The following is a 24,363-nucleotide window of genomic DNA, read 5'->3' on the forward strand; positions in this document are numbered from 1 at the left end:
GCGCCCGCTGGCGAGCATCAGCACTGAAAAAGTGCATCCGTTGCACTGTCGCCCTGTCCGATTTTTTCTATCCGTGCCCGCCGATACTGATAAAAGATGCCAGTCAGTCCCGTGGCTCGGAAGACCCCTTTCAGAGCCCCTTACACAGTCAACTAAGGTGCTGGTAATGAGCAACCCAACCGGTTTAAGAAAAAATACTCTGGGCTTATTTTCTCTGGTGTTCTTTGTTGTGGCAGCCGCATCTCCCCTGACCGGGGTGGTAGGCGGACTGCCGATAGCCATTTTCACCGGCAACGGCGGCGGCATTCCCGTCATCTACATTATGGCCTGTGTCATTCTGATGATTTTTTCGGTGGGATATATCGCAATGAGTCGCCACGTCAGCGACTCTGGCGCTTTCTATACCTATATCTCAAAAGGACTGGGAGAAAACTGCGGGGCTTCGGCATCCATCGTCGCGCTGATTGCCTATTTTTCGATACAGACCGCCGTGGTGGCAATGCTCGGCTTCTTTACCCAGATCTTTTTACAGCAGCACCTCGGCGCGCATGTTCCGTGGTGGATGCTCAGTATGCTGTTTGTAGTGATTGCCTGGGTGCTGGGCATTAAGCGGGTGGAGGTTGGCGGCAAACTGCTGGGCGTGCTGATGCTGGCGGAAGTGGCGATCGTGTTACTGACTGACGTCATGCTGCTGGTGAAAAAGGACGGGCCGCTGAACCTCAGTTCGTTTGAGCCTTCGGTGTTTATGCACGGCAATCTCGGCATCGCTTTTGTCTTCGCTATCGCCTCGTTTATCGGTTTTGAGTCAACGGCGATTTACGCTGAAGAGTGCCGCGACCCGTATAAAACCGTACCGCGTGCGACCGTCTGCGCCCTGCTGATTATTACCGCCTTCTTCTGCTTTACCAGCTGGTCGCTGGTGCAGGCCTACGATTTCGATCGGCTGGTACAGATTGCGCGCCAGGATCCCGGCAATTTTATCTTTGATATCACCCGTCAGTATGTTGGCCAGTGGGCGGTCGATACCATGTCGGTACTGCTGATCACCAGCCTGTTCGCCGCGTCACTGGCTTTCCACAACAATATCTCACGCTATATCTTCAGCATCAGCCGTGATGGCCTGATCTGGAAAGAGCTGTGCAGCACCCATCCGACTAACGGCACGCCGCATAACGCCAGCCACGTCCATAGCGTTATCCTGCTGCTGCTGCTGGCGGGAATGGGCAGCGTCGGCATCGACCCGATGGCGCAGATTTTTGCCTTCGGTTCGGCCATTGCGACGCTGTCGATTCTGGTGCTACAGGTCGGCGTATCCATGGCCGTCATCCTGTTTTTCCGCCGCAAAAAAACGCATGGCTACAGCGCCTGGCAGATATTCTGGGCTCCGCTGATCGCCTTATCCGCGATGTCGGTCACCGTGGTTCTGGTGGTTCATAATTTGCAGCTGCTTAGCGGCAGTGATTCAAAACTGGTCGGGCTGATCCCGTGGTTTATCGTTATCTGCTGCGCGGCGGGTTATATGCTGTCAATGAAGCGCCAGGCACGCAGCGCGGCATGATAGCTGCGGCGGGTCTGGGCGTAAGAAATGACGGGGCGAGTGGCGCGATTTCCGCTACTTACCCGTGGCCGGGCAGGCGCGATCGTATTGACCGCAGAGGGTCGTCCGGGATCGCGCCTCCGCCTGGCATTGCCTACAGCGCCTGCGCGCAAGCCCAGGCAGAGCTCCACGCCCACTGGAAGTTATAGCCCCCCAGCCAACCGCTGACATCCACCACTTCACCAATGAAGTACAGTCCGGGCACGTCGCGCGCTTCCATCGTTTTAGACGACAGCTGGCGGGTATCGACGCCGCCCAGCGTCACCTCGGCGGTACGATAGCCTTCGGTGCCGTTTGGCTGCACGCGCCACTGGTGCAGGGCGCTGGCCAGTTCAAGCTGCTGGCGGCTGTTCAGCTGTTTCAGGGTACATTCCGGTATCATACCCAGCAGCTGCAGGCACTCAACCAGACGCTTGGGCAGCAGCTTAGCAAGGGTGTTTTTCAGGCTTTGGTTAGGGTGAGCGCGGCGCTCGTCGTTCAGAAATGCGTCAATATCCTGCACGGGCGACAGGTTTACCGTAATAAACTCTCCCGGCTGCCAGTAGCTGGACAGCTGCAATACTGCCGGGCCCGACAGGCCGCGATGGGTAAACAGCAGCGCTTCTTTAAAGACCGTGCCGTCTTCGGCGGTGAGGGTCGATGGCACCGACACGCCGGACAGGACCTGCAGCTGTTCCAGCAAAGGTTTATGCAGGGTGAACGGCACCAGCCCGGCGCGGGTGGGAAACACCTTTAAACCAAACTGTTCGGCAACCCTGTAGCCGAACGGCGATGCGCCCAGGCCTGGCATCGACAGGCCCCCGCTGGCAATCACCAGTTTTTCAGCCCACGCCAGCGCACCATTCAGCTCCAGCGTGTAGCCGTCGGCATCGCGCGTGATGGCCAGCACCTCGCTGCGCAGACGCAGCGTGACCTGTCCGGCCTCACACTCTTTCAGCAGCATATCGACCACCTGCTGCGCCGAATCATCGCAAAATAACTGCCCAAGGGTCTTCTCATGCCAGGCTATGGCATGGCGATTTATCAGGTCAATAAAGTCCCACTGGGTGTAGCGCGCCAGCGCAGATTTGCAGAAATGCGGGTTATGCGACAAATAGGCTGACGGTTCGGCGTAGAGGTTAGTGAAATTACAGCGCCCGCCGCCTGACATCAGAATTTTGCGTCCGGCTTTTTTGCCGTTATCGATCAGCAGCACACGCCGCCCTTTTTGCCCAGCCTGGGCCGCGCAGAACAGGCCAGCCGCACCGGCTCCAATTACGATAACGTCAAACTTTTCCACCACACACTCCGCGCCAGGCCGTAAAAACGCTGATTGTAGTGAGTTGAAGGCAGGGATACCAGCTTCACGCCAAAACAGCGACAAAACTTTTTTTAACTTTATGATTTGAAAATGATTTCATCAGAAATCGTCACTTTACTGACGCATTAATGTCAAAAAAAGTCTATATTTCCCTTTCCCCGCGCGCGGTTTGTCGCTGATAATGCGCCGCGTTCATGTCCTCCAAAATGGCTTAACGCTTATGCTACATCTGTTTGCTGGTCTCGACTTAAATACCGGCCTGTTATTGATACTTGCTCTGTTGTTTGTCTTATTTTATGAGGCCATCAATGGTTTCCACGATACGGCCAACGCGGTAGCTACCGTGATCTATACCCGTGCAATGCGCTCGCAGTTAGCGGTCGTCATGGCGGGGATTTTCAATTTCTTTGGTGTACTGCTGGGCGGCCTGAGCGTGGCTTACGCTATCGTCCATCTGCTACCCACCGACCTGCTGCTCAACGTCGGGTCGGCGCACGGGCTGGCTATGGTCTTTTCCATGCTGCTTGCCGCCATCATCTGGAATCTTGGTACCTGGTATTTTGGCCTACCGGCCTCCAGTTCCCATACCCTGATTGGTGCCATCATCGGTATCGGCCTCACCAACGCGCTGCTGACCGGCACCTCGGTGGTGGATGCGCTGAACATCCCCAAAATGATCGGTATCTTTACGTCGCTGATCGTTTCACCGATTATTGGCCTGGTGGTGGCTGGCGGCCTGGTGTTTATTCTGCGTCGCTACTGGAGCGGGAATAAAAAACGTCGTCGTATTCATATGACGCCGGCAGAGCGTGAAAAGCTCGACGGCAAGAAAAAGCCGCCGTTCTGGACCCGTATCGCACTGATTGTCTCGGCGATTGGCGTCAGCTATTCGCACGGTGCAAACGACGGTCAGAAAGGTATCGGCCTGATCATGCTGGTGCTGATTGGCGTGGCACCCGCCGGTTTCGTGGTCAATATGAACGCCAGTGGTTATGACATTACCCGTACCCGCGATGCGGTGAACCACCTGGAACAGTATTATCAGCAGCATGCCTCCTCTCTGAAGCAGGTTATCGAAATGTCGCCGCCGGCTTTGCCAACGCCGGAACAGGTTCCTTCCGGGCCGCATGAATTCCACTGTGATGCGGCACGCGCGCTGCCTGCTATCCATCTGGCACAGGGGCTGCTTAACAACCTCCCCAGCTATGATGCGCTGAACGTGGAGCAGCGCAGCCAGCTGCGCCGCCTGCTGATGTGCATCTCGGATACCGCAGAAAAAGCCGCCAGGCTACCGGACACCCCGTCGGAAGACAAACGTTTCCTGACCAAACTGAAGGGCGATCTGCTGAATACCGTGGAGTATGCCCCGGTATGGATTATTGTTGCCGTAGCCTTAGCGCTGTCGCTGGGTACAATGGTTGGCTGGCGTCGCGTTGCGACCACCATCGGTGAGAAAATTGGCAAGAAGGGAATGACTTACGCTCAGGGAATGTCTGCGCAGATGACGGCGGCGGTTTCGATTGGCGTAGCCAGCTATACCGGGATGCCGGTATCGACGACCCACATTCTCTCCTCCTCAGTGGCGGGCACCATGCTGGTCGACGGCGGCGGCGTACAGGGGCGTACCATTAAGAACATCCTGCTGGCCTGGGTCTTCACCCTGCCGATCTCGATTGTGCTTTCTGGTTCCTTGTACTGGCTGGCGCTGAAACTGATCTGATGCTGAAAATGGAACGCTAATCTGATGCCAGTCACCCACGTGACTGGCATTTTTTTTCCCCGATGTTAGTGCCAGATGGCCAGCCCAATCAGACCGATCGCCACCAGCCCACACAGCGCGCTGGTTAGGATAAATTGCCCGCGCACCCGCTGACAGCGCCGGATAAATTCATCATCGTGATGGTCAAGATAGCGCTGCGCCCAGATATAGCCTATCAGCCGCACCTGCTTACTCGGTTGTCCATGAGAAGTAAAGAATCCGCCGCCATCCACATACTGATACAGCAGCGGATCGCAGCCGCGAAGCACCACCAACAGCGCACGCAGCGAAGAGTAATAGCGTGCCATATTGATGACACAGACGACACAAAGAGCCCAGAATAGCGAAACGGTGCTGATCATCATCTCCCTCCCGTCCATTCATCGCCCCGGTGCGCGCAGCACCTGACGATGATATCGCCTACCCTTACTAACGAGAATATTGTTGCAAACCGGTTGACGGAATAAAGGCGATTGCCGCCGTCAATCATCAGTGTAGGAGATCTGTTTATTTTTTTTCCAGCGCGGTGTCGCTATCTGCAATCAAATAGTTGCAGGAGGATGTCATCCCTTGAATAAAGGCTGAGGTAAGCCACAACAATCGGCAACATTTTCGCTATACTGCCAGTCAGCACTCACGCGCACAGGAGTAAAGATTATGTCCTATAAACACATTCTGATTGCCGTCGACCTTTCGCCTGAAAGTAAGCTGCTGGTCGACAAAGCCGTATCAATGGCGCGCCCCTACAACGCCAAAGTCTCACTGATCCACGTTGACGTTAACTATTCAGATCTCTATACCGGGCTGATTGACGTTAACCTCGGCGATATGCAGAAGCGGCTTTCTCAAGAGACGCACAGCGCCCTGACCGAGCTGTCAACCAACGCCGGCTATCCCATTGCGGAAACCTTAAGCGGCAGCGGCGATCTGGGTCAGGTGCTGGTCGATGCGATCAAGCAGTATCAGGTTGATTTAGTGGTTTGCGGCCATCATCAGGATTTCTGGAGCAAGCTGATGTCCTCCGCGCGCCAGCTGATCAACACTATCCATATTGATATGCTGATCGTTCCATTGAATGACGATGACGACGAAGACGACTAACCCAGGCGTGGCGGGCCGGCCTCACCGGGTAAGCGGGGCATAAATATCAAAGCGATGGCTTTTGGTATTCACCGCATTTGGCGTAGTGAGGCCCGCTAACGGCGGCGCGTAGTCTGGACGCTTTACCACTACGCGCTTCTTCGCCAAGGTGCGCGCTGGCTGTAGCAGCCCGTCGGCATCTTCATCAGCGCCGACCAGTGACTGGAATACGCGCATCTCTTTTTTCACCAACGCACTTTTTTGCTTATGCGGATACATCGGATCAAGATACACCACGTCCGGCTGTGGAGTGATATCGGTGAGCGCAGACAGGCTGGAAGCATGCAGCAGCGTCAGATTTTCGCGTAGCCAGGGGCCGATCTCGACATCGGCATAGCCACGGCGTAAGCCATCATCGAGCAGCGCTGCCACCACCGGGTTACGTTCCAACATACGCACCCGGCAGCCGAGCGCAGCCAAAACAAAGGCATCGCGCCCCAACCCTGCCGTGGCATCGACCACATCCGGCAGGTAGCCACTTTTGATGCCAACGGCTTTTGCCACCGCCTCACCCCGGCCACCGCCAAATTTACGTCGGTGCGCCATCGCCCCGCTGACAAAATCAACGAATATGCCGCCGAGTTTTGGCTCATCGCGCTTGCGCAGTTCGAGATGCTGCGGCGTCAGAACCAACGCCATCGGCGCGCTGTCATCATGTTCCAGCTGCCACCGGGCGGCTAAAACAGATAAGGCGCCGTCTCCGGCGCCTGATTCATCTAATAAACAGATGTTCACTGATGGCTTACCCTTCGCTGCCCTGTTCTTTAATACCGTAATGTACCAGCATCGCATCCAGCTTGGGTTCGCGACCACGGAAGCGGCGGAACAGCGCCATCGGCTCTTCAGAGCCGCCGCGCGTCAGGATGTTATCCAGGAAGGACTGCCCGGTTTCACGGTTGAAGATCCCCTCCTCTTCAAAACGCGACCAGGCGTCTGCCGCCAGCACGTCGGCCCACAGATAGCTGTAGTAACCCGCCGCGTAGCCTCCGGCAAAGATGTGGCTAAAGGCGTGGGGGAAACGGCCCCATTCTGGCCCAGGCATCACGGCAACCTGTTTCTTAATCTCTTTCAGCATATCAAGGATCTGCGCACCTTTAGCCGGGTCAAACTCGGCGTGCAGGCGGAAGTCAAACAGACCGAACTCCAGCTGACGCAGAATAAACAGCGCCGCCTGATAGTTCTTCGCCGCCAGCATTTTTTCCAGCAGCGCCTGCGGCAGCGGTTCGCCCGTTTCATAATGACCGGAGATAAACGCCAGCGCCTCCGGCTGCCAGCACCAGTTTTCCATAAACTGGCTTGGCAGCTCGACCGCATCCCAGGGCACGCCGTTAATGCCGGACACGCCGGGGGCTTCAATGCGCGTCAGCATGTGGTGCAGGCCGTGGCCGAACTCATGGAACAGGGTAGTCACTTCATTATGGGTGAACAGCGCAGGCTTGCCGCTGACCGGGCGGTTAAAGTTGCAGGTCAGGTAGGCTACCGGTTTTTGCAGGCTGCCGTCAGCTTTGCGCATTTGGCCCACGCAATCATCCATCCAGGCACCGCCACGCTTGTGCTCGCGCGCATACAGGTCAAGGTAGAAACTGCCGCGCAGCTCGCCGCTTTCGTCGAACAGGTCGAAGAAACGCACGTCCGCATGGTAAACATCAACATCATGGCGCTCTTTAGCGGTAATGCCATAAATGCGTTTTACCACTTCAAACAGGCCACCAAGCGCACGCTGCTCTGGGAAATACGGACGCAGCTGTTCATCGCTGATGGCGTACAGATGCTGCTTCTGCTTTTCACCGAAATAGGTCAGATCCCAGGGTTGCAGATCGTCCACGCCGTGCTCTTTTTTGGCAAAGGCACGCAGCTCGGCCAGCTCCTGCTCCGCCTGTGGGCGGGCGCGCTTCGCCAGGTCGCTAAGGAAATCGGTCACCTGGGCCGGGTTTTCCGCCATTTTAGTCGCCAGCGATTTGTCGGCATAGGAGGCAAAGCCCAGCAGCTGGGCAAGCTCATGACGCAACGCCAGCTCTTCTGCCATCACCGCGCTGTTATCCCACTGACCGGCATTTGGCCCCTGATCGGAGGCGCGGGTCGAATAGGCGCGATACAGCTCTTCGCGCAGCGCCTGATTATCGCAGTAGGTCATCACCGGCAGATAGCTTGGAATATCCAGCGTCAGCAACCAGCCATCCTGCTCTTTGGCTTCCGCCTGGGCCTTCGCCGCCGCCAGCGCGCTTTCCGGCATACCGGCAAGCTCACTTTCATCCGTAATCAGTTTGCTCCAGCCCATCGTGGCATCGAGCACGTTGTTGCTGTAGGTTGAGCCAAGCTCCGACAGGCGCGCGGCGATTTCGCCATAGCGCTGCTGTTTCTCTTTCGATAGCCCGATGCCGGACAGCTCAAAGTCACGCAGGGCGTTATCCACCGCTTTTTTCTGCGCAACGTCCAGAGGCGCATAGTTCTCACCCTCTTTCAGATCGCGATACGCCTGGTACAGCCCCTCATGCTGGCCCACCCAGGTGCTGTACTCTGACAGCAGCGGCAGGGTCTGCTCGTAAGCCTGACGCAGTTCCGGGCTGTTTTTTACCGAGTTAAGATGGCTGACCGGTGAGAACAGGCGGCTGAGATGGTCATCCACTTCCGCTAACGGCTGCACCAGGTTATCCCAGCTGTAGGGAGCCCCCAGGGCCACGACCTGCTCTACCGCTGCGCGACATGTATCCAGCGCCTCCGTCACGGCTGGCACCACATGTTCAGGTTTTATCGCAGAGAAAGGGGGAAGCGTAAAAGAGGAGAGTAACGGATTGGTCATAGCGCAGTCCTGTAATCATTGTATGGGCAATCCATCTAACATGGGGGTAAGTGGAGTGAAAATCAATGCTGCGGTGCGCAAGCTCGTTCGGCCGCTTTTGTTCTAATGCGCTTTAGGCAATTTACGATTTGCCACGGCTAAAGGGGCATTGCATACTGCCACGTCCTAAAATCCCCACGATCTCATTAAAAACAGGGAGTGTCTCTATGTGGTATGTTTTGGCAGCCTCACTGCTGCTACTGCCGCTCTATCTGCGCGGCGCAATGGTGCTGCTGTTCGTCGCGCTGGGGCTGGCTATCAGTCACCAGACATTGTCAGCACCCGGCATCGTCGCACTGGCGTTAATCGGCATTGTCGCCATCTATTGCCGTTGGCAGAAAAAGTCTGGGCCCGTTTCTCTGGTCGGGGAATTTATTCTGGTCGCCAGCGCCGTCGCCCTGATGCTGCATCTTATCCCTGGCTTCCATAATCTGCCGATCGTTTCCGGCGTGCAGGTCGGGCCGCAGAGCGCGCCGTTTACCTTCTATTATAATCTCGATAAAGCCCTGATCCCGTTTCTACTGCTGGCCTGTCTGCCCGGCCTGTTACAGCGCCCGGCTAAAGCACCGTCTAACCCGGTGTGGTGGCTGGTTCTGCTGATGTCCATGCCGCTGCTGCTGCTGGCAGCCACCCTTGCCGGGGGGCTGAAGGTAGAGCCGCATCTGCCGGAGTGGCTGGGCGCGTTTATGCTGGCCAATCTGTTTTTTGTCTCGATGGCGGAAGAAGCGCTGTTCCGTGGCTACCTTCAACAACGGCTGAGCAAGCTGCTCGGCGATAAGCCAGCCCTGTTAATTGCCGCACTGCTATTCGGCTGCGCGCATTTCTCTGGCGGACCGTTGCTGGTACTGTTTGCTACGCTTGCCGGGCTGATCTACGGCCTGGCCTGGATGTGGAGCGGCCGCCTCTGGGTAGCCACTCTGATGCACTTTTCCTTTAATATGCTGCACCTGCTGTTCTTCACCTACCCGGTGTTACAGCAGCCGGGCTAAGGGGCATTCTTATCTTTGTACCGCCCGAGAGCAACATATCTGTACCACAACGAACGGCAAGCTAATGTCTTACCGGATTGAGTTCATCGTTCGAGATGAAGGGCAGCCGAAAGGCTGCCCGAAAACGTCACAACCGCAGCCTCAAATTGATCATGATGGGTCGATGCCGTTCTGAGTTATCGGCAAGCTCTGCGACTTACCTGACTCTATTCCCTTCAGCATATTCATGACCGTCATTACCAATGAGGGAGATTTCAGCGGTTCGTACCGCCGGTCTCTATACAAAGTGGGAGAACCGTCGATGTCGCGCTTACCCAGTTTGGCGCTTTCCGCTTCCTTGATAACTGGCACTGGCAAGCTCTGGGGCTTTTTCGACTGCTTTAGTTGGCCTTGATTCGAGCTGCAACGACTCCTCTCTGACGTTTTTGCCTGTGTAAAATTATAGGTCACACTCGTGCTTTGAACAGAGCGGGCGGTTGGCTTCAAGTTTCGCCTGATATCCAGCAGCATGGACGGGGTGAGAACCTCATGCGCTATACTCGCTTTATGCGCAGTAGCACAGTTTTTCCCCTGTGGGGTATTCTCAACGCTCATAAAGTGATGCAGCACCCTTCTGACGTTTCCCTGTAGGGAGGGATTACGATATGTATTAATAAACTGACTGGTGACAACGTTCCAAACCATAATAAAACTCCTTTTTCAATATTATCACCCTGTATAAAGAGGGCACTCATTCGACATGACGACTGCTGGATGTTCATACAGAATAAAAAATCTCTGGGAAAAAATCTATTTTCCCCAGAATTTCACCACGCCTTTCTTTCCAGATAACCACCGACAACAAAAACTCAAAATAGCGGATATAAAAACACATGTCTTACAAACTTTCGTAATATGAGATCTCACTCTTACTTGATCAATTAGTGATAGAAAGCGGAACCGTCGCCGCCTGATGGCGTGAAGTCATTACTCGTCACCCCAGGTTACCCATGGGATAACCTTCAGCCATACCACAATAGACATCGTTCTCTGCATCAATTTTTAATAAAACGCATAGCGGCCTGTGCTCTATCTTTCCTGATTTTTTCGCTAATGTCACTGGCAGACTAATTTAATCCAATAACTTTTTTTCTCTCTTTCACCTCACCGAAAGTTTTTTATTTTCAATATCATTTAAGAGTTGATGTCTATTTATGACAATTAATGAAAACCTTATTTATGATTGATATCACGCTGAACGACAGCTTTTTATCTGTCGAGTTTAAGCATTTCACTTTCATCGTGACATTCACTTTTCGTGAGTAGCGAGATGGCATAAATATTTGCGTCAGTACTATGCGATTTTTACCGTTAAGAGAATGTTCATCCTGTTATCGATAAAGCACGGCCGGGGTTTGATTCACTGAGCGCCGATTGCCCGGCAAAAGCCGAAGAACGGCAGCCCATACGGGGCCGATCCCTGATATAATCCCTCGCCTTAAGAGGTTCTCATGCTTTTTCCTGCATCCGCTGCTGTGCGCCGTTCTGTGGGTAATCCGTGGGGTAATAATTGTGAAAATTGATTCACTATCAATTAAAACCTTATAAAATCAACAGGATAAAAAATGCTCAGTTACCGCCACAGTTTTCATGCTGGCAACCACGCCGACGTTCTTAAACATACCGTACAAAGCCTGATTATCAGTTCGCTGAATGAGAAAGATAAGCCTTATCTCTATCTCGATACTCACGCGGGGGCCGGACGCTACCAGCTTAGCGGTGAACATGCGGAGCGCACCGGAGAGTATCTGGAAGGCATCGCCCGCATCTGGCAGCAGGATAATATACCGGAAGAGCTGGCGGCCTATATCGGCGTGGTCAAAAATCTTAACCCCGGCGGCAAGCTGCGCTATTACCCTGGGTCACCGTTGATTGCCCGCTTCCTGCTGCGCGAATGCGACAGGTTGCAGCTGACCGAACTGCACTCCAGCGACTTCCCGCTGCTGCGCAATGAATTTCTGAAAGACGACCGCGCACGCACTGAACGTACCGACGGCTATCAGCAGCTGAAATCTAAACTGCCGCCGCCGTCACGCCGAGGTCTGATCCTGATCGATCCGCCCTATGAGATGAAAAGCGACTATCAGGATGTGGTTAAAAGCATTCAGGAAGGTTACAAGCGCTTTGGCACCGGGGTGTTTGCGTTGTGGTATCCGGTGGTGTTACGCCAGCAAATCAAGCGCATGTGCAACGAACTGGAAGCCACCGGCATCCGCCGTATTTTGCAGATTGAGCTGGCGGTACGCCCGGACAGCGATCAGCGTGGCATGACGGCCTCCGGCATGATCGTGATTAACCCGCCGTGGAAGCTGGAGCAGCAGATGAAAAACGTGCTGCCGTGGCTGCATAAGGTGCTGGTCCCAGCGGGAACCGGCCACACCAAAGTCAGCTGGATTGTGCCGGAATAACCGCGCTTTGCCGGAGCAGGATCGCCTTCCCGCCCCTGCTCCGGCAGACGAAATGCCCCTTCACGGAGTACACAGCACGCGTTTTAACAGGGAAACAGCGCAAAGTCGTGCGCCATCTCGGTATGCGGGAATACCGCCCGGCACTCCGCCAGCAGCCGCTCGCAGTCATGATGCAGATAGCGTGAACTGAGATGCGTAATAATCAATTTTTTCGCCCCACTCTGCTGCGCGACCCGTGCCGCCTGTACCGTTGAAGAGTGGCCGCGCCCGTTGGCTTTCTCCTCCATCGCCACTTCCAGCGTCGCCTCATGCACCATGATATCCACCCCGGCCGCCAGCTCAGACGCCGCCGCCGTCGGTGAGGTATCACCAAAAATCGCCAGACTGCGCCCTTTGATCTTGCTGCCGACGTAATCCCAGCCGTTGATAACACGCCCGTCATCCAGCGTCACGCTGCGCCCCTGCTTGAGCTGGTAGAAATGAGGCCCCGCCGGAACGCCGTGTGCCGCCAGCTTTTGTGCATCAAGCGCGCCGGGCTTATCGAGCTCGTCAATGCGGTAGCCGTAGCACTCTACCGGATGGGTCAGCGGGTAGGCGGTAACGCGAAAATGCGCGTCCTGGAATACTTCTCCCGCGCTGATTTCGATAATCTCCAGCGGGAAAGTCAGCCAGGAGCCGCTAAGGCTAAGGCTGGTTTCAACGAAGGTTTTTATCCCGGCTGGCCCGTATAGCGTCATGGGTTCCACACAGCCATTCATTGAACGGCTGGTCAGCAGCCCCGGCAGACCAAAGAGATGATCGCCGTGCAGATGAGTGATAAAGATCTTTTCGATCCTGCCGGGTTTGATCGGGGTGCGCAGGATCTGATGCTGGGTGCCTTCGCCACAGTCAAACAGCCAGGTCGCATTGCGCACGCCGTGCAGGTCCAGCGCGATGCTGGTAACGTTACGCTCGCGGCTTGGCGTACCGGCCCCGGTTCCTAAAAACTGCAAATGCATAATCAGCAGGCTCCGTTGATTATTGTGCCGGGGGTTGCGCACCCATTCCGCCGCCCTGGTCGAGCATATGCTGCATGCTTTGGGTCAATGAGGCTTTAAATGCCGGGTCATTGGCGTAAAGCTTATAGAGTTCAAGCTCATCTTTCCGGCGCAGTAGCATAATTTCCCTCAGCATTTTGTCAAATGCCAGCTGCCGGTTGTGCGGGTCCGGGTTATTTTGATACTTGGCTGCAAAGTCCGGATGGCTGCGCACGCTATTGACCATATTCACAAACTTAACTTTCTGCTCCTCTGGCGTGGCGCTCCACCCCTGGAACCAGCGTTCATTGAAGTTGCGAATAATATCATCCAGCGGATCGGCCTCTCTTTCTGTACCGTACGCACCTCTGGGATTCGGGTTCTGAGGATCAACTTCCGTTTCAGCGGCATCCAGCCTGATACCATGACCCAGCCTGACCCGCTGTAAGCCATAAGAGCTTAAATCTACCGACTCCAGTAATTTGTCGAACGCATCTGCGTCCGGATCTTCTACGATCAGCTTAGGGATCAGGAACTTCAGAAACCAGAACAATTTTTCCCATGCCACAATCTCATAAGGCATGATCGATGCCATCTGGCCGTAAATCTTAACAAATTGCTTGGCCTTAATTTTAAAATCTATTTTTTGCTCTGGCTCCAGTTCCAGTTCGCTTTCAAAGCGTGCCGTCGCCCTGTCTATAATGGGGCTTAACGTTTGCGCATCTTCATTATTGAAATAGCGCACAACAAAATCTTCGACTTCGTACCACTCATACACGCCCACCTCATCCATCTCATCCTTCAGTTCATGAAGCACGTTGACATCGGTCGCCTGGGACAGCGACGTGGCGGTATAGAAGGGGTTAAATGCCGTCTGGACATCTTCGACAGAGTTGAAGAAATCCAGCACAAACAGGTCTTCGGTTTTTTTACCCAACCTGGGCGCACTTCGGTTTAAACGCGAGAGCGCCTGTACGCACAGCACGCCGGTTAACTTCTTGTCGACGTACATGGCACATAATTTAGGCTGGTCAAAGCCGGTCAGGTATTTATTGGCCACTACCAGCAGGCGAAACTCATCGCTATCAAAGGCCTCTTTGGTATCATTTTCCGCGAAGCCATTGATATCCGCTTCGGTATATTCAATACCATCGACCTCTTTACTGCCGGAGAAGGCAATAAGCACCTTAAATGGATTGCCCTGCTGTTGCAGAATACGCTGAATGGCCTTGTAGTAACGAATGGCTACCTCGATATTCTGCGTGATCACCATGCCCTTCGCTTTCCCCTTCAGCTTCTTCGCATTCACAATATGCGGAACAAAGTGTTCAAGCATGATCTCGGCTTTGGTATCGATGGTCTGCTGACTACGCTCAACGTAAGCGCGCAATTTCTTTTGCGCTTTCTGACTATCAAACTCGGGATTATCGGCGATGGACTTTTCGATCTCGTAATAGCTTCTGAAAGTCGTGTAGTTGGCCAGCACATCGAGAATAAAACCTTCTTCAATGGCCTGCTTCATCGAATAGAGATGAAAAGGTTTGAACGAACCGTCCTGCTGGCATTGGCCAAATTTTTCCAGGGTGCTGTTTTTCGGCGTGGCGGTGAAGGCCAGATAGGTGGCATTGCCGCGCATTTTACGCGTGTTCATGGCCTGTAGGATTTTATCCTGGGCGTCTTCGGCCTCTTCCACCTGCGCTTTACCCATAGCACGGTTCATATTGTCATGGGCAGAGCCGGATTGGGAGCTGTGCGCTTCGTCAATGATCACCGCAAAACGCTTGTCGCTGAGATCGGCTATGCCGTCAATAATAAAGGGAAATTTCTGGATGGTGGTGATAATGATCTTTTTACCACTTTCCAGCGCCTGCTTAAGCTCCGAGGATTTATACGCCGGGGCGATGATATTTTTGACCTCGGAAAATTCTTTGATGTTGTCACGCAGCTGTTTATCCAACAGGCGTCTGTCGGTCACCACGATAACGGAATCAAATAGCGGTTGTTCTAAACTTTTGCCAGCAGCGGCGGCAGCAGAAAAGGGGTAGGTTTCAATTAACTGATAGGCCGCCCAGGTAATTGAATTGGACTTGCCTGACCCGGCCGAGTGTTGGATCAAATAGGTTTGACCAACCCCATAAGTCGCCGCATGGGCGACCAGCTGCCGAACCACATCAAGCTGATGATAACGCGGGAAAAACAGCGTGCGTTTTGCTAAGGCATCTTTGCTGCTGCCATCCAGACGCACAAAATGCTGGATGATATTGGCCACGCTGTCGCGGGTAAAAATCGCCTGCCACAGATAAGCCGTTCTGTGCCCGTTGGGATTGGGTGGGTTGCCCTGGCCATGATGGTGGCCTTTATTGAACGGCAGGAAGAAGGTGCTTTTACCCGCCAGTTTGGTCGTCATATAGACTTCATCGGTATCCACCGCCATATGCACCAGGCAGCGGCCAAAAGTCAGTAACGGCTGGGTGCTGTCCCGGTCTTCGCAGTACTGTTTTTGGCCGTGATAACGCGCGGTCTGCCCGGTCCAGGCATTTTTAAGTTCCAGCGTGGCGAAGGGAATGCCGTTGATAAACAGCACCATATCAATTTCTTGCAGCGGATTGCCCAGTGAATAGCGCACCTGTCTGGTGCAGCTAAATATATTTTCTGCAAAATTTTGCTTTATCTTTTCACTGCTGCTGGCCAGCGGAGCGGGAAACATCAGGTTAAAATGCGCGTCATCAACGCTTAACCCTTTTTTCAGCAGGTGCAATATGCCGTGTTTTTTAATCAGTCGGTCATAACGCTCAAGCAGCTTGCGCTGCCAGTCAGCCGGGTGGTTTTTTTGCAGTTTGGCCAGTTCCGGCGCATGGGTCCGGTTGAGATACTGCCAGAACAGGCGCTCGTCAAGAGCATACTGCTTATTGAAATCGACTGCCGACCCCGCCAGATACCCTGCTGCGGCGTGCTGTGCTGCCAGCCCCGCCTTTCGCTCTTCAGCACTGACCCCCACCAGACTCTTTTCAATGGCTGATTCCAGCGCCTGCTCGTTAGTCTGACTGACCATAATGTTATTCGTCCTTATCCAGAATATGACTGCTTTTTGCCACCGGCGTGGTTGATTTATTCCACCATTTCAGGGGTAATTTTTATTTTCCCGGTGACCGCGCTGTTGATTAGCGTGGTTTTGTATTCTTTGAGTTTTTCGATTTGTTGTTCAATCAAATTCATAGCTTCATCTGAAGATGTCAAAAATGACTCAACATAATTAGCGATTGCAGTCTGTTCTTCGAGTGGCGGTATAAAAAGATCAACTCTTGAAAAGTTATCAAAGTTCAAATCCTGGCCATCTCTGATAAAACTTGCCGTTTGCTGTAACGCTGCAATGTAGGAAGGTAATTTCAATAAGTAGCCATAAAATAAAGGATCAATATTCTGCAATGCTTTCAGAACCACATAAGAAGAACGGATGCAGCCACAAGACCAGGCTCTTTCAAGACCTCCTTGAAAGCTTCTCATACTGATAACAAAATCATCCTTTTCAACATGCTTCCGTTTATCTAAGTGAAATTGTATTTTTACAACGCGTTTACCTGTTAATGCTTCATATTTCTCTTGTGGTATAACCCCATAGGCCTGGGTTGCCGATAGTTGAACATCGTCATTCAAGGCTTTCTCTTTACGTTGAGTAAACAAGAATTTGCTGCGACGGATCTCCCAATGCACTGGGATTTTTCCAATCCAGTCAACTCCGGAATCTTTCATTTGTACATTCGGATCAAGCCCCTGCGTTACCGCCTTTTGAATAATGATTTGCTTACGCTCTTTTAAAAGCGTAATTTGCTGCTGTTTGATTTTTATTGCTTCATCAATCTGGGCAGATTTCTTATCAAGGTATTTGACTATTATGAATTGCGTTTTAACATCAGGCAAAATTGCATGAATGGAGTAAAGGTCCTCAGTATACAAACGGATAAACCCTTCCATCACGCCTGTAACTCTTTTTTTAAACTCTCCAATATATTCAGGCTGCAATAGTAAATAGCCAAGAAAGTCTATATTCAATATAAGGTTATTCTTAGATCTATAGACTGAATAGTCAGGGCTGGTTATTCCTTCGATTCTTGACACTGCAAGCAATCCATTAACTGCTTGCATTTTGTTGATCACTAGATCTTTTATTCCTACACGCTTATAACCAACAAGCGTTTCTGCGCAACCAGAACGTTCTTCCAGGGAGTCTTTTGGCAAAACTCCATTGTATTTGCTTAAGGAAAGTAGAGTTTCCTTACCCGTTTTAGAGCGGAGATTAATTTCATCAAGGATATACTTAAAGCGTTTTAACTCCCAATCATATGGAATAGTGTCGATCCAATTTAAGCAAGACTCTTTATAAGCCTCATACTTAGGCAACTCAGCCATATTCACCATTATCGCCCCCTTATCCCTGAATCTTATCAACTGAAATGCCCAGAATCTGCGCAATTAGCCCTTCAGACTGCTGCTCCAGTTTGATAATGTCCTGCGCCACCTCCTCTAAAGAACGCAGCGGCTTATGGCGATAGAAATATTTATTAAAGCTGATCTCATAGCCTATTTTTACCGAGTCAAGATTAATCCAGGCCTCTGCCACATGCGGCTTCACTTCGTCGAGGAAATACTGATAAATACTTTGCTTAAGGGGTATTGATTCCGTATCACGCAGATCTGCACTGCTGTCGTAAGTGATATATTCGTCTTTCTTGCCGCTGGGGTAGAAACCAAAATCGGGCAGGTCTGCGGCTTCACATTCAAGGCGTTCTAACAGGTCCTGTAGCTTATCGCCGTTCAGCTTCACCGTTTTATTGATAACTTTAGCCGCCGATTCGTCATACCAGCTTACCGCGTTTAAAATCGCGTTCTTTTCCGCCGCCGACAGCTTTATTTTTTCCGCTTTCAGCACCTGTTCAACCTGTGCTTTGAACCGGTTGAAATCGTCAAATTCTTCGCCGCCGATAGTGGCCATCAGCCGTTCAGCGCAGTGATAAACCGTTTGCAGCGACAGCCAGTTTTTCACATCGAGCAGCTTGCTTCTGGCCTTGGTATTCAGACTGATATCGCGCTCTGCGCACCAGCCCTGCGTGTCTTTTTCGACCGAGGCTAAAAAGCCCTTTTCGTAGACCTTGTCGCCGTGTTCGGCGTACAGCCAGGCCATTACCTCGGCAAGCTGTTTATCAAAGCGCAGCGGCCGGATGGCCTCACGGCTAAAGCGGGCCTTGCGCCGGTCGGGGCGCTCGATGGTGACCTTGTAATAGCCAAAGTCGTCGTTACTGAACACCTTGCTGGCGATACCCACGGCATCGTGGTTAGCGTCCAGTGCTCTTTCCGCCCCGGTACAGGCAAGATACGTTTGCGCGATCTCGGCAATATGTTCGGGGGCAAACTCGCAGTTTTTATTGCCGAGGTTCTTGCGCAGTTTGCGATACAGCAGGCTGGCATCAATCAGCTGCACCTTGCCCTGGCGATCCTGTGATTTGTTATTATTCAGCAGCCAAATATAGGTGGTGATACCGGTGTTATAGAACAGGTTATTGGGCAGCTGCACGATAGCATCCAGCATATCGTTTTCGATCAGGTAGCGGCGGATATTGCTTTCACCACCGCCGGCATCACCGGTGAAAAGAGAAGAGCCGTTGTGCACCGAGGCAATGCGGCTGCCCAGCGAGCCGATCGCCGGGTCTTTCATTTTGCTGACCATTTCCATCAGGAACAGCAGCTGTCCGTCACTGGAGCGCGGCGTGGCGTCGACCGTCTCTTCTTTGCCGAAGTAATCCCGCAGTTTGACCTTAAAGCGTGGGTCAATCACATCGCCGCCATCTTTGATGTACTTCTGCTCAGTGGCCCAGCTCTTGCCATAGGGCGGGTTGGACAGCATAAAGTCAAAACGCTGCGCGGCAAACTCATCGGTCGATAGCGTCGAACCCACCCTGATGTTCTCGGGATTGTTGCCCTTGATCATCATATCTGACTTACAGATAGCATAGGTTTCGTCGTTGATCTCTTTGCCGTACAGGTAAATATCACGATTGCTGCTGGGGTATTTTGCTTCGATAAAGTTCTGCGATTCGGTCAGCATGCCGCCGCTACCGCAGGCGGGATCGTATACCGTCATTGTCAGCGGCAATTTGTCTTTTACCGGGTCGAATACCAGGTGCGTCATCAGGTCAATCACTTCCCTTGGCGTGAAGTGCTCGCCGGCCTCTTCATTGTTTTCTTCGTTAAATTTACGAATCAACTCTTCAAAGACGTAGCCCATGCCCAAATTTGACAGGGCTGGCATGCTGTAGCCATCAGGATCGTCTACGGCTTTATGCGTCAGGTTGATATAAGGCGAGACAAACTTTTCCACTACATCCAGCAGCACCTGCTTCGCCGCCATATGGCGGATTTGTGCCTGCAGGTTAAAGCAGGCCACGATCTCTTTGACGTTGTCGCTGAAGCCCAGCAGGTACTCTTCAAAGTTCGCCAACAGGATCTGCTGACTGTTGGTCGCCGTCTTAAACAGCGAATTTAACGTCCACTTTGAGGTGTTGTAAAACACATAGCCACTGGCCGCCATGAGCGGCGCATCATCCAGTTCGGTTGCCTGTAATTCTTCTTTCTGGAACCTGACTTCGGCCAGTACGGCTTCTTTGCCCGGCTCTAACAGGGTATCAAGGCGGCGCAGTACCACCATTGGCAGAATAACGTCACGGTATTTACCCCGAACATACACATCACGCAGGCAGTCGTCGGCGATGTTCCAGATAAAAGAAATCAGTTTGTTGTGTACGCTGTGATCCATTTTTTGTCCTGTAGAAAGCGGCCTGACACTGGGTCACCAAAGCCGCTTTTAAACGCTATGCAAATGTTAACCGGCCGGGGCTACGTCTATCGAGTCACCGACCGTTAAGTATAATCTTACTTGCCAGTATGCCAGGCAGGTTGATTATCCTATACCATTTTCGACGTTTTCTGGCTTAAAGCCTGTTAACGTCGTCAGTAAAGGGCGGGGGCTGTATGGCTGCGAGTCTGGCACAGCGCTCGCTCTGCGCCTCGCTCCTATCACAATCATAGACGCAAACTTTGCGGGTTTTACCCAACAGGCGTTACACTCTCGGGTAGCTGAATTTACTCACTTATGGAACTGGAACACGCGATGACCAAACACTATGACTATCTTGCCATCGGCGGCGGCAGCGGCGGTATCGCCTCCATTAACCGTGCGGCCATGTACGGACAGAAATGTGCACTGATCGAAGCGAAGGATCTCGGCGGCACCTGCGTTAACGTGGGCTGTGTACCGAAGAAGGTGATGTGGCATGCGGCGCAGATCGCCGAGGCTATCCATAACTACGGCCCGGACTACGGCTTTGATACCACCGTCAATCAGTTTAACTGGGACGTGCTGGTAAAAAATCGTAGCGCCTATATCGACCGCATCCATACCTCGTACGACAACGTGCTGGGCAAAAATAAGGTCGACGTGATCAAAGGCTTTGCGCGCTTTGTCGATGCGCATACCGTTGAGGTGAACGGCGAGAAAATTACCGCCGATCATATTCTGATCGCCACCGGCGGCCGCCCAAGCCTGCCTGCCATCCCAGGGGCCGAGCACGGTATTAACTCCGATGGTTTCTTCGAGCTGGCAGCGCTGCCAAAACGGACTGCCGTAGTGGGTGCAGGCTATATCGCCGTTGAGATCGCGGGGGTGCTGAACGCGCTGGGTTCCGAAACTCATCTGTACGTGCGTAAACACGCGCCGCTGCGCAGTTTCGATCCGCTGATTGTCGACACGCTGGTCGAAGTGATGAACAGCGAGGGCCCAACGCTGCATACCGAATCAACGCCCGAAGCGGTAGTGAAAAATGCCGACGGCAGCCTGACCCTGAAGTTGGAGAATGGAAAAGAGCAGACCGTGGACTGTCTGGTCTGGGCGATTGGTCGTGAACCGATGACCGATAACCTGAATCTGGACGTGACCGGCGTGCAGCTGAACGAAAAGGGTTACATCAGCGTTGATAAGTTCCAGAATACCAACGTGAAGGGCATCTATGCGGTCGGCGATAACACCGGAGCGGTAGAGCTGACCCCGGTGGCAGTAGCTGCCGGACGCCGCCTCTCCGAGCGCCTGTTTAACAACAAGCCGGACGAGCATCTGGACTTCAGCAATGTACCGACCGTGGTATTCAGCCATCCGCCAATCGGCACCGTGGGCCTGAGCGAGCCGGAAGCGCGTGAGAAGTTCGGCGACGACCAGGTGAAAGTGTATCAATCATCGTTCACCGCGATGTACACCGCCGTCACGCAACATCGCCAGCCGTGCCGGATGAAACTGGTGTGCATGGGTAATGATGAGAAGATCGTCGGCATTCACGGCATTGGTTACGGGATGGACGAGATGCTGCAGGGCTTTGCGGTAGCGCTGAAGATGGGCGCAACGAAAAAAGATTTCGATAACACGGTAGCGATCCACCCAACCGGGTCGGAAGAGTTTGTCACCATGCGATAGTCTCGCGCTTAACGTTGCACGGTGGGTTGGCTCTCCAGCCCACTTCCATATTTCCATACCTCGCGGCTGCATGGCCAGGGCGCTCGCAACCCGTAAACCAGGGTAAAGCGGCGCGTATCTCGTCAGAAAAATAGCGGGAAATTACCGGTAGCTGATGGTCAGCAGGCCCTGACGTTGTGCGCTGTCAAGCCAGTTCAATTGCGATCGGGTGCGGTTCTGATTGAATGTCTGTACATCGCTGGTTGAAACATCGATAGGCTGGCGTGCCATTTTCCCCTGATTAAAGCAGTCGCTGGAAACGTTGCTCGTTTCAACCTGGATCTGGCAGGCAGGCTCGTAAATTTGACCGCTGAAGTGAACCTGACCGCTGGCAACCACCGCCCGCTGCTCGCTGGCTAATGCGTCGCCCTGCATAACTGCCATCATCATTCCTGATAACAGAATGCCTTTGCGCCAGTTCAAATAACTGTTCCCATACATAAGCCTACCCCCACCCTATCTCTGCCCACCAATGCCACCGGGAACGAACTGACCGTTTCATCATCCGCTCTTCGTTCCGGTTATCCACACAGCTTTCACACCAGCCAGACAGTTCACGAAAATCCCCCGAGACTTCGGAGGTCCTGCGCGCCTGAAGCACAACGGCTGCATCACGCTTGCCTTATTAAGCATACACAGAAAGCGGACGCGTAATGCATATAAATAGGTTTATGTCTGCTGTTTAAATCTATTAATTAGCATGGATTGATAGGCTAGAGTAGGTTTACGGAGTGATCATATACTTATTTGAGATAGGATAATGGTTACCGCTGTGATCTATAACTTAGGAAACAATCTGGGGAGTCGCCAGCGATCCATGCGACGATAAATGACAGGGGCAAACTAGTGAGGGTCGGTATAGAGCATCGAGGGCGTTTCTTTTAACTCTTCCATACTCATTTCAGACCACAGTTTCCCCTGTAGGGCGTAAAACGGCATATTACCCAGCCACTGGCGTTGCGCGCCGGTCTCAATGCCTTCAATCACCACACAGAAATTGCCACGTTGCAGTTCGGTCAGCAAAGAAGCCAGCTGGCGCTTTCCCGTTGGATGCCGCCAGTAATTCCAGAAAACCTGTTTATCTATCTTAATAAAGCGAAATGCACAGCCGGGCAACATCTGCATGCGGGCGATTCCGTTACCAAAATCATCCAGCCAGAGAGAATAATGGCGAGTGAGCAGACTGTGCAGCTGCTGCTGCCAGAACAGGCGGGAAGCATTCTCGTGCACTTCAAAATGAATGAAGCCCATCTTTTTTACCCGGCGAATCATTTCGCTCTGCGCCAACAGGCTCAGCGTGTCGTCATCAACGTTTAATGTGACGATGACACCACGCTGCCGGAACCATGTCTGGTGAACTTCGATAAAGGCAAGCTGGGAGAGAAAAATCGCACGGCGCTGTTGCGCACTGGCATGTAAAAAGAAATGTTCAACACAGTCACTGCCTTGATTGGCCAGATGGGGAAAGCGCGTCAGACACTCAAAGGCGATCGTTCTGCCAGCGCCATTGTACATGGGATGAAACACATATCGAGTGACGGGCGGCACGGCAGACGGTGATATTTGCATTATCGAAACCTCCTTTTAGCGCACTATTTTCGCCCGTCGGCAGGATCGCCAGACGATGGGATCTCTGCTCATAAAATGTCATTGCCTTATTTAAAGGTGACATCGACATTCGCCGAGGCGTTGAATGTTCCCGTTTGAGGGGAATCACTCAGCCAGCGCAGGCTGGCAATGAAATCATTCTGCACCACGCTGCCATTCACTGAGCCTAACGGCACGCTGGTATTGAAAGGAATGAAATTACCCGGAGCGCTGGCCGTCGAGATCGAGATACCAAAGCCGCTGTTGGTACTGGGCAAAATAATATCCGTGCCGCTCACTGGCGACGTGGTGCTGAAGCTGGCAACCAGCACCTGCCCCTGACAATCCTGCCCGGCATTGGTCAAGTTGGCCGCCACCGAGAAAGGCATCTGCTTTTCAACGGTGCCCGCCACCGCCCGGCGTGCCGGAATGGTGCCGAAATTCACCGTATTGCCATTATTCGCCACGACGCTGACCTGCGGCGTGCAGGAAATAAAACGAATGTTTCCCAGCCCGGTAACGTAAGCACGAAAATTACTGTTGGGCGTACTGTTCAGACCATAGAAACCGTCAACCTGAAAAATAGCGTATTGGCCAGTATTGTTGATGCGGCCGTTAGCCGGGGGAGGGCTGCCGGTCGCTTTAATGTAAACAGAATAGGTGACGTTCACGGTTAATGACTGCGCCGGCGCTCGACATCCCCAGCCCCAAAATCCCCACGCCCGACGACATTCGGTTCCCCGACCTACGTCAGACCTGCTGCCGGAAGTGGGTTTAATATCAATGCTTCGCCAGGTGACGCCCACTTCTATTGACGGGTGAATGGCCTGCATCTGGCTGGACGGGTCCCAATAGAGATAGGCGTTCTCACCCTGTGGATAATTTTCGCTATCCCGGCACTTGAAAGTTGAGGTGTAGGTTGGTGAGCGCCACAGGACCGTTCCCGGCGTTAAATTTGCCGTTGAAACGCTGATCGCCTGATCCAGTGCGATGGTCTGAGCAAGCGATCCGGTTGATGCCTCCGTGCAGGAAAGGGCCAGAGCATGGGGGGAAAACAGGCTAAATACCGCCATCATCAATGCGAAGCCGGAGTAGGTCAAACCGCGAATAAACTGCGCAACCATAGAGAGCATCC

General features: G+C 53.0%; 18 protein-coding genes. 6 read left to right on the forward strand and 12 right to left on the reverse strand.

Going from position 1 to position 24,363, the window contains the following annotated elements:
* Positions 1 to 166 precede the first annotated feature (166 nt).
* Positions 167 to 1,558: an APC family permease gene (locus ETA_RS17765; protein ID WP_012442986.1), complete on the forward strand. Its 1,392-nt coding sequence runs from the start codon at positions 167 to 169 to the stop codon at positions 1,556 to 1,558.
* Positions 1,559 to 1,691: 133 nt separating this feature from the next.
* Here ETA_RS17765 and ETA_RS17770 read toward each other — a convergent pair whose 3' ends face one another.
* A complete protein-coding gene (locus tag ETA_RS17770; protein ID WP_042959203.1) occupies positions 1,692 to 2,876 on the reverse strand; it encodes a BaiN/RdsA family NAD(P)/FAD-dependent oxidoreductase in 1,185 nt (394 codons plus the stop codon).
* 241 nt (positions 2,877 to 3,117) lie between these two features.
* Here ETA_RS17770 and pitA point away from each other — a divergent pair, with 241 nt between their 5' ends.
* Entirely contained in the window at positions 3,118 to 4,617 is a 1,500-nt protein-coding gene (gene pitA, locus ETA_RS17775; RefSeq protein WP_012442988.1) for an inorganic phosphate transporter PitA, read from the forward strand.
* 65 nt (positions 4,618 to 4,682) lie between these two features.
* Here the strand turns inward: pitA and uspB are convergent, their stop codons facing one another.
* The gene (gene uspB, locus ETA_RS17780) at positions 4,683 to 5,018 is read right to left on the reverse strand and encodes a universal stress protein UspB (protein ID WP_012442989.1); all 336 of its coding nucleotides are present in this window, start codon (positions 5,016 to 5,018) and stop codon (positions 4,683 to 4,685) included.
* A 295-nt stretch (positions 5,019 to 5,313) separates the two neighbouring features.
* On the opposite strand from uspB, the gene uspA reads away from it, so the two are divergent.
* On the forward strand, positions 5,314 to 5,757 hold the full coding sequence (uspA, locus tag ETA_RS17785) for a universal stress protein UspA (RefSeq protein WP_012442990.1): 444 nt from the start codon (positions 5,314 to 5,316) through the stop codon (positions 5,755 to 5,757).
* 21 nt (positions 5,758 to 5,778) lie between these two features.
* Here uspA and rsmJ read toward each other — a convergent pair whose 3' ends face one another.
* Both rsmJ and prlC read right to left on the reverse strand, forming a co-directional pair.
* A complete protein-coding gene (gene rsmJ, locus ETA_RS17790) occupies positions 5,779 to 6,531 on the reverse strand; it encodes a 16S rRNA (guanine(1516)-N(2))-methyltransferase RsmJ (RefSeq protein ID WP_012442991.1) in 753 nt (250 codons plus the stop codon).
* A 7-nt stretch (positions 6,532 to 6,538) separates the two neighbouring features.
* Positions 6,539 to 8,596, reverse strand: coding sequence for an oligopeptidase A (prlC, locus tag ETA_RS17795; protein ID WP_012442992.1), 2,058 nt, complete (start codon positions 8,594 to 8,596; stop codon positions 6,539 to 6,541).
* A gap of 206 nt (positions 8,597 to 8,802) precedes the next feature.
* Between prlC and ETA_RS17800 the strand changes: the two genes are divergently transcribed.
* Positions 8,803 to 9,624 (forward strand): CPBP family intramembrane glutamic endopeptidase, encoded by an 822-nt coding sequence (locus ETA_RS17800; RefSeq protein WP_012442993.1) that lies wholly within the window; start codon positions 8,803 to 8,805, stop codon positions 9,622 to 9,624.
* 150 nt (positions 9,625 to 9,774) lie between these two features.
* Here the strand turns inward: ETA_RS17800 and ETA_RS17805 are convergent, their stop codons facing one another.
* Positions 9,775 to 10,308 (reverse strand): hypothetical protein, encoded by a 534-nt coding sequence (locus tag ETA_RS17805; protein WP_042959205.1) that lies wholly within the window; start codon positions 10,306 to 10,308, stop codon positions 9,775 to 9,777.
* A gap of 920 nt (positions 10,309 to 11,228) precedes the next feature.
* Here ETA_RS17805 and ETA_RS17810 point away from each other — a divergent pair.
* Positions 11,229 to 12,071 carry a 23S rRNA (adenine(2030)-N(6))-methyltransferase RlmJ gene (locus ETA_RS17810; RefSeq protein WP_012442994.1) on the forward strand — a complete coding sequence of 281 codons (843 nt, stop codon included), beginning with the start codon at positions 11,229 to 11,231 and terminating at the stop codon, positions 12,069 to 12,071.
* 83 nt (positions 12,072 to 12,154) lie between these two features.
* Here the strand turns inward: ETA_RS17810 and rnz are convergent, their stop codons facing one another.
* From rnz to ETA_RS17830, 4 genes are read right to left on the reverse strand one after another with little or no spacing between them, the layout of a single operon-like run.
* Positions 12,155 to 13,069 (reverse strand): ribonuclease Z, encoded by a 915-nt coding sequence (rnz, locus tag ETA_RS17815; RefSeq protein ID WP_012442995.1) that lies wholly within the window; start codon positions 13,067 to 13,069, stop codon positions 12,155 to 12,157.
* 19 nt (positions 13,070 to 13,088) lie between these two features.
* On the reverse strand, positions 13,089 to 16,139 hold the full coding sequence (locus ETA_RS17820) for a type I restriction endonuclease subunit R (RefSeq protein ID WP_012442996.1): 3,051 nt from the start codon (positions 16,137 to 16,139) through the stop codon (positions 13,089 to 13,091).
* 56 nt (positions 16,140 to 16,195) lie between these two features.
* Entirely contained in the window at positions 16,196 to 17,503 is a 1,308-nt protein-coding gene (locus ETA_RS17825; RefSeq protein WP_012442997.1) for a restriction endonuclease subunit S, read from the reverse strand.
* Between the two features lie 10 nt (positions 17,504 to 17,513).
* A complete protein-coding gene (locus ETA_RS17830; RefSeq protein ID WP_012442998.1) occupies positions 17,514 to 19,895 on the reverse strand; it encodes a type I restriction-modification system subunit M in 2,382 nt (793 codons plus the stop codon).
* Positions 19,896 to 20,249: 354 nt separating this feature from the next.
* On the opposite strand from ETA_RS17830, the gene gorA reads away from it, so the two are divergent.
* Complete coding sequence (gene gorA / locus ETA_RS17835; RefSeq protein ID WP_012442999.1) at positions 20,250 to 21,602, forward strand: glutathione-disulfide reductase; 1,353 nt, start codon at positions 20,250 to 20,252, stop codon at positions 21,600 to 21,602.
* 141 nt (positions 21,603 to 21,743) lie between these two features.
* Here gorA and ETA_RS17840 read toward each other — a convergent pair whose 3' ends face one another.
* The 3 genes from ETA_RS17840 to ETA_RS17850 form a co-directional block, all read right to left on the reverse strand.
* Positions 21,744 to 22,025 (reverse strand): type 1 fimbrial protein, encoded by a 282-nt coding sequence (locus ETA_RS17840; protein ID WP_231853290.1) that lies wholly within the window; start codon positions 22,023 to 22,025, stop codon positions 21,744 to 21,746.
* A gap of 459 nt (positions 22,026 to 22,484) precedes the next feature.
* Complete coding sequence (locus tag ETA_RS17845; protein WP_012443001.1) at positions 22,485 to 23,210, reverse strand: EAL domain-containing protein; 726 nt, start codon at positions 23,208 to 23,210, stop codon at positions 22,485 to 22,487.
* 86 nt (positions 23,211 to 23,296) lie between these two features.
* On the reverse strand, positions 23,297 to 24,361 hold the full coding sequence (locus tag ETA_RS17850) for a fimbrial protein (RefSeq protein WP_012443002.1): 1,065 nt from the start codon (positions 24,359 to 24,361) through the stop codon (positions 23,297 to 23,299).
* Between the last annotated feature and the right edge of the window lie 2 nt (positions 24,362 to 24,363).

The sequence above is a fragment of the Erwinia tasmaniensis Et1/99 genome (assembly GCF_000026185.1).
Taxonomy (GTDB): Bacteria; Pseudomonadota; Gammaproteobacteria; order Enterobacterales; family Enterobacteriaceae; genus Erwinia; species Erwinia tasmaniensis.

Bases quoted from the DNA above. Each gene is read 5' to 3' on its own strand.
- ETA_RS17840 (WP_231853290.1), bottom strand. From the start codon at position 22,025: ATGGCAGTTATGCAGGGCGACGCATTAGCCAGCGAGCAGCGGGCGGTG.
- ETA_RS17810 (WP_012442994.1), top strand. From the start codon at position 11,229: ATGCTCAGTTACCGCCACAGTTTTCATGCTGGCAACCACGCCGACGTT.
- ETA_RS17765 (WP_012442986.1), top strand. From the start codon at position 167: ATGAGCAACCCAACCGGTTTAAGAAAAAATACTCTGGGCTTATTTTCT.
- prlC (WP_012442992.1), bottom strand. From the start codon at position 8,596: ATGACCAATCCGTTACTCTCCTCTTTTACGCTTCCCCCTTTCTCTGCG.
- uspB (WP_012442989.1), bottom strand. From the start codon at position 5,018: ATGATCAGCACCGTTTCGCTATTCTGGGCTCTTTGTGTCGTCTGTGTC.
- pitA (WP_012442988.1), top strand. From the start codon at position 3,118: ATGCTACATCTGTTTGCTGGTCTCGACTTAAATACCGGCCTGTTATTG.
- rnz (WP_012442995.1), bottom strand. From the start codon at position 13,069: ATGCATTTGCAGTTTTTAGGAACCGGGGCCGGTACGCCAAGCCGCGAG.
- uspA (WP_012442990.1), top strand. From the start codon at position 5,314: ATGTCCTATAAACACATTCTGATTGCCGTCGACCTTTCGCCTGAAAGT.
- ETA_RS17800 (WP_012442993.1), top strand. From the start codon at position 8,803: ATGTGGTATGTTTTGGCAGCCTCACTGCTGCTACTGCCGCTCTATCTG.
- ETA_RS17825 (WP_012442997.1), bottom strand. From the start codon at position 17,503: ATGGTGAATATGGCTGAGTTGCCTAAGTATGAGGCTTATAAAGAGTCT.
- gorA (WP_012442999.1), top strand. From the start codon at position 20,250: ATGACCAAACACTATGACTATCTTGCCATCGGCGGCGGCAGCGGCGGT.
- ETA_RS17820 (WP_012442996.1), bottom strand. From the start codon at position 16,139: ATGGTCAGTCAGACTAACGAGCAGGCGCTGGAATCAGCCATTGAAAAG.
- ETA_RS17850 (WP_012443002.1), bottom strand. From the start codon at position 24,361: ATGCTCTCTATGGTTGCGCAGTTTATTCGCGGTTTGACCTACTCCGGC.
- ETA_RS17830 (WP_012442998.1), bottom strand. From the start codon at position 19,895: ATGGATCACAGCGTACACAACAAACTGATTTCTTTTATCTGGAACATC.
- ETA_RS17805 (WP_042959205.1), bottom strand. From the start codon at position 10,308: ATGGTTTGGAACGTTGTCACCAGTCAGTTTATTAATACATATCGTAAT.
- ETA_RS17845 (WP_012443001.1), bottom strand. From the start codon at position 23,210: ATGCAAATATCACCGTCTGCCGTGCCGCCCGTCACTCGATATGTGTTT.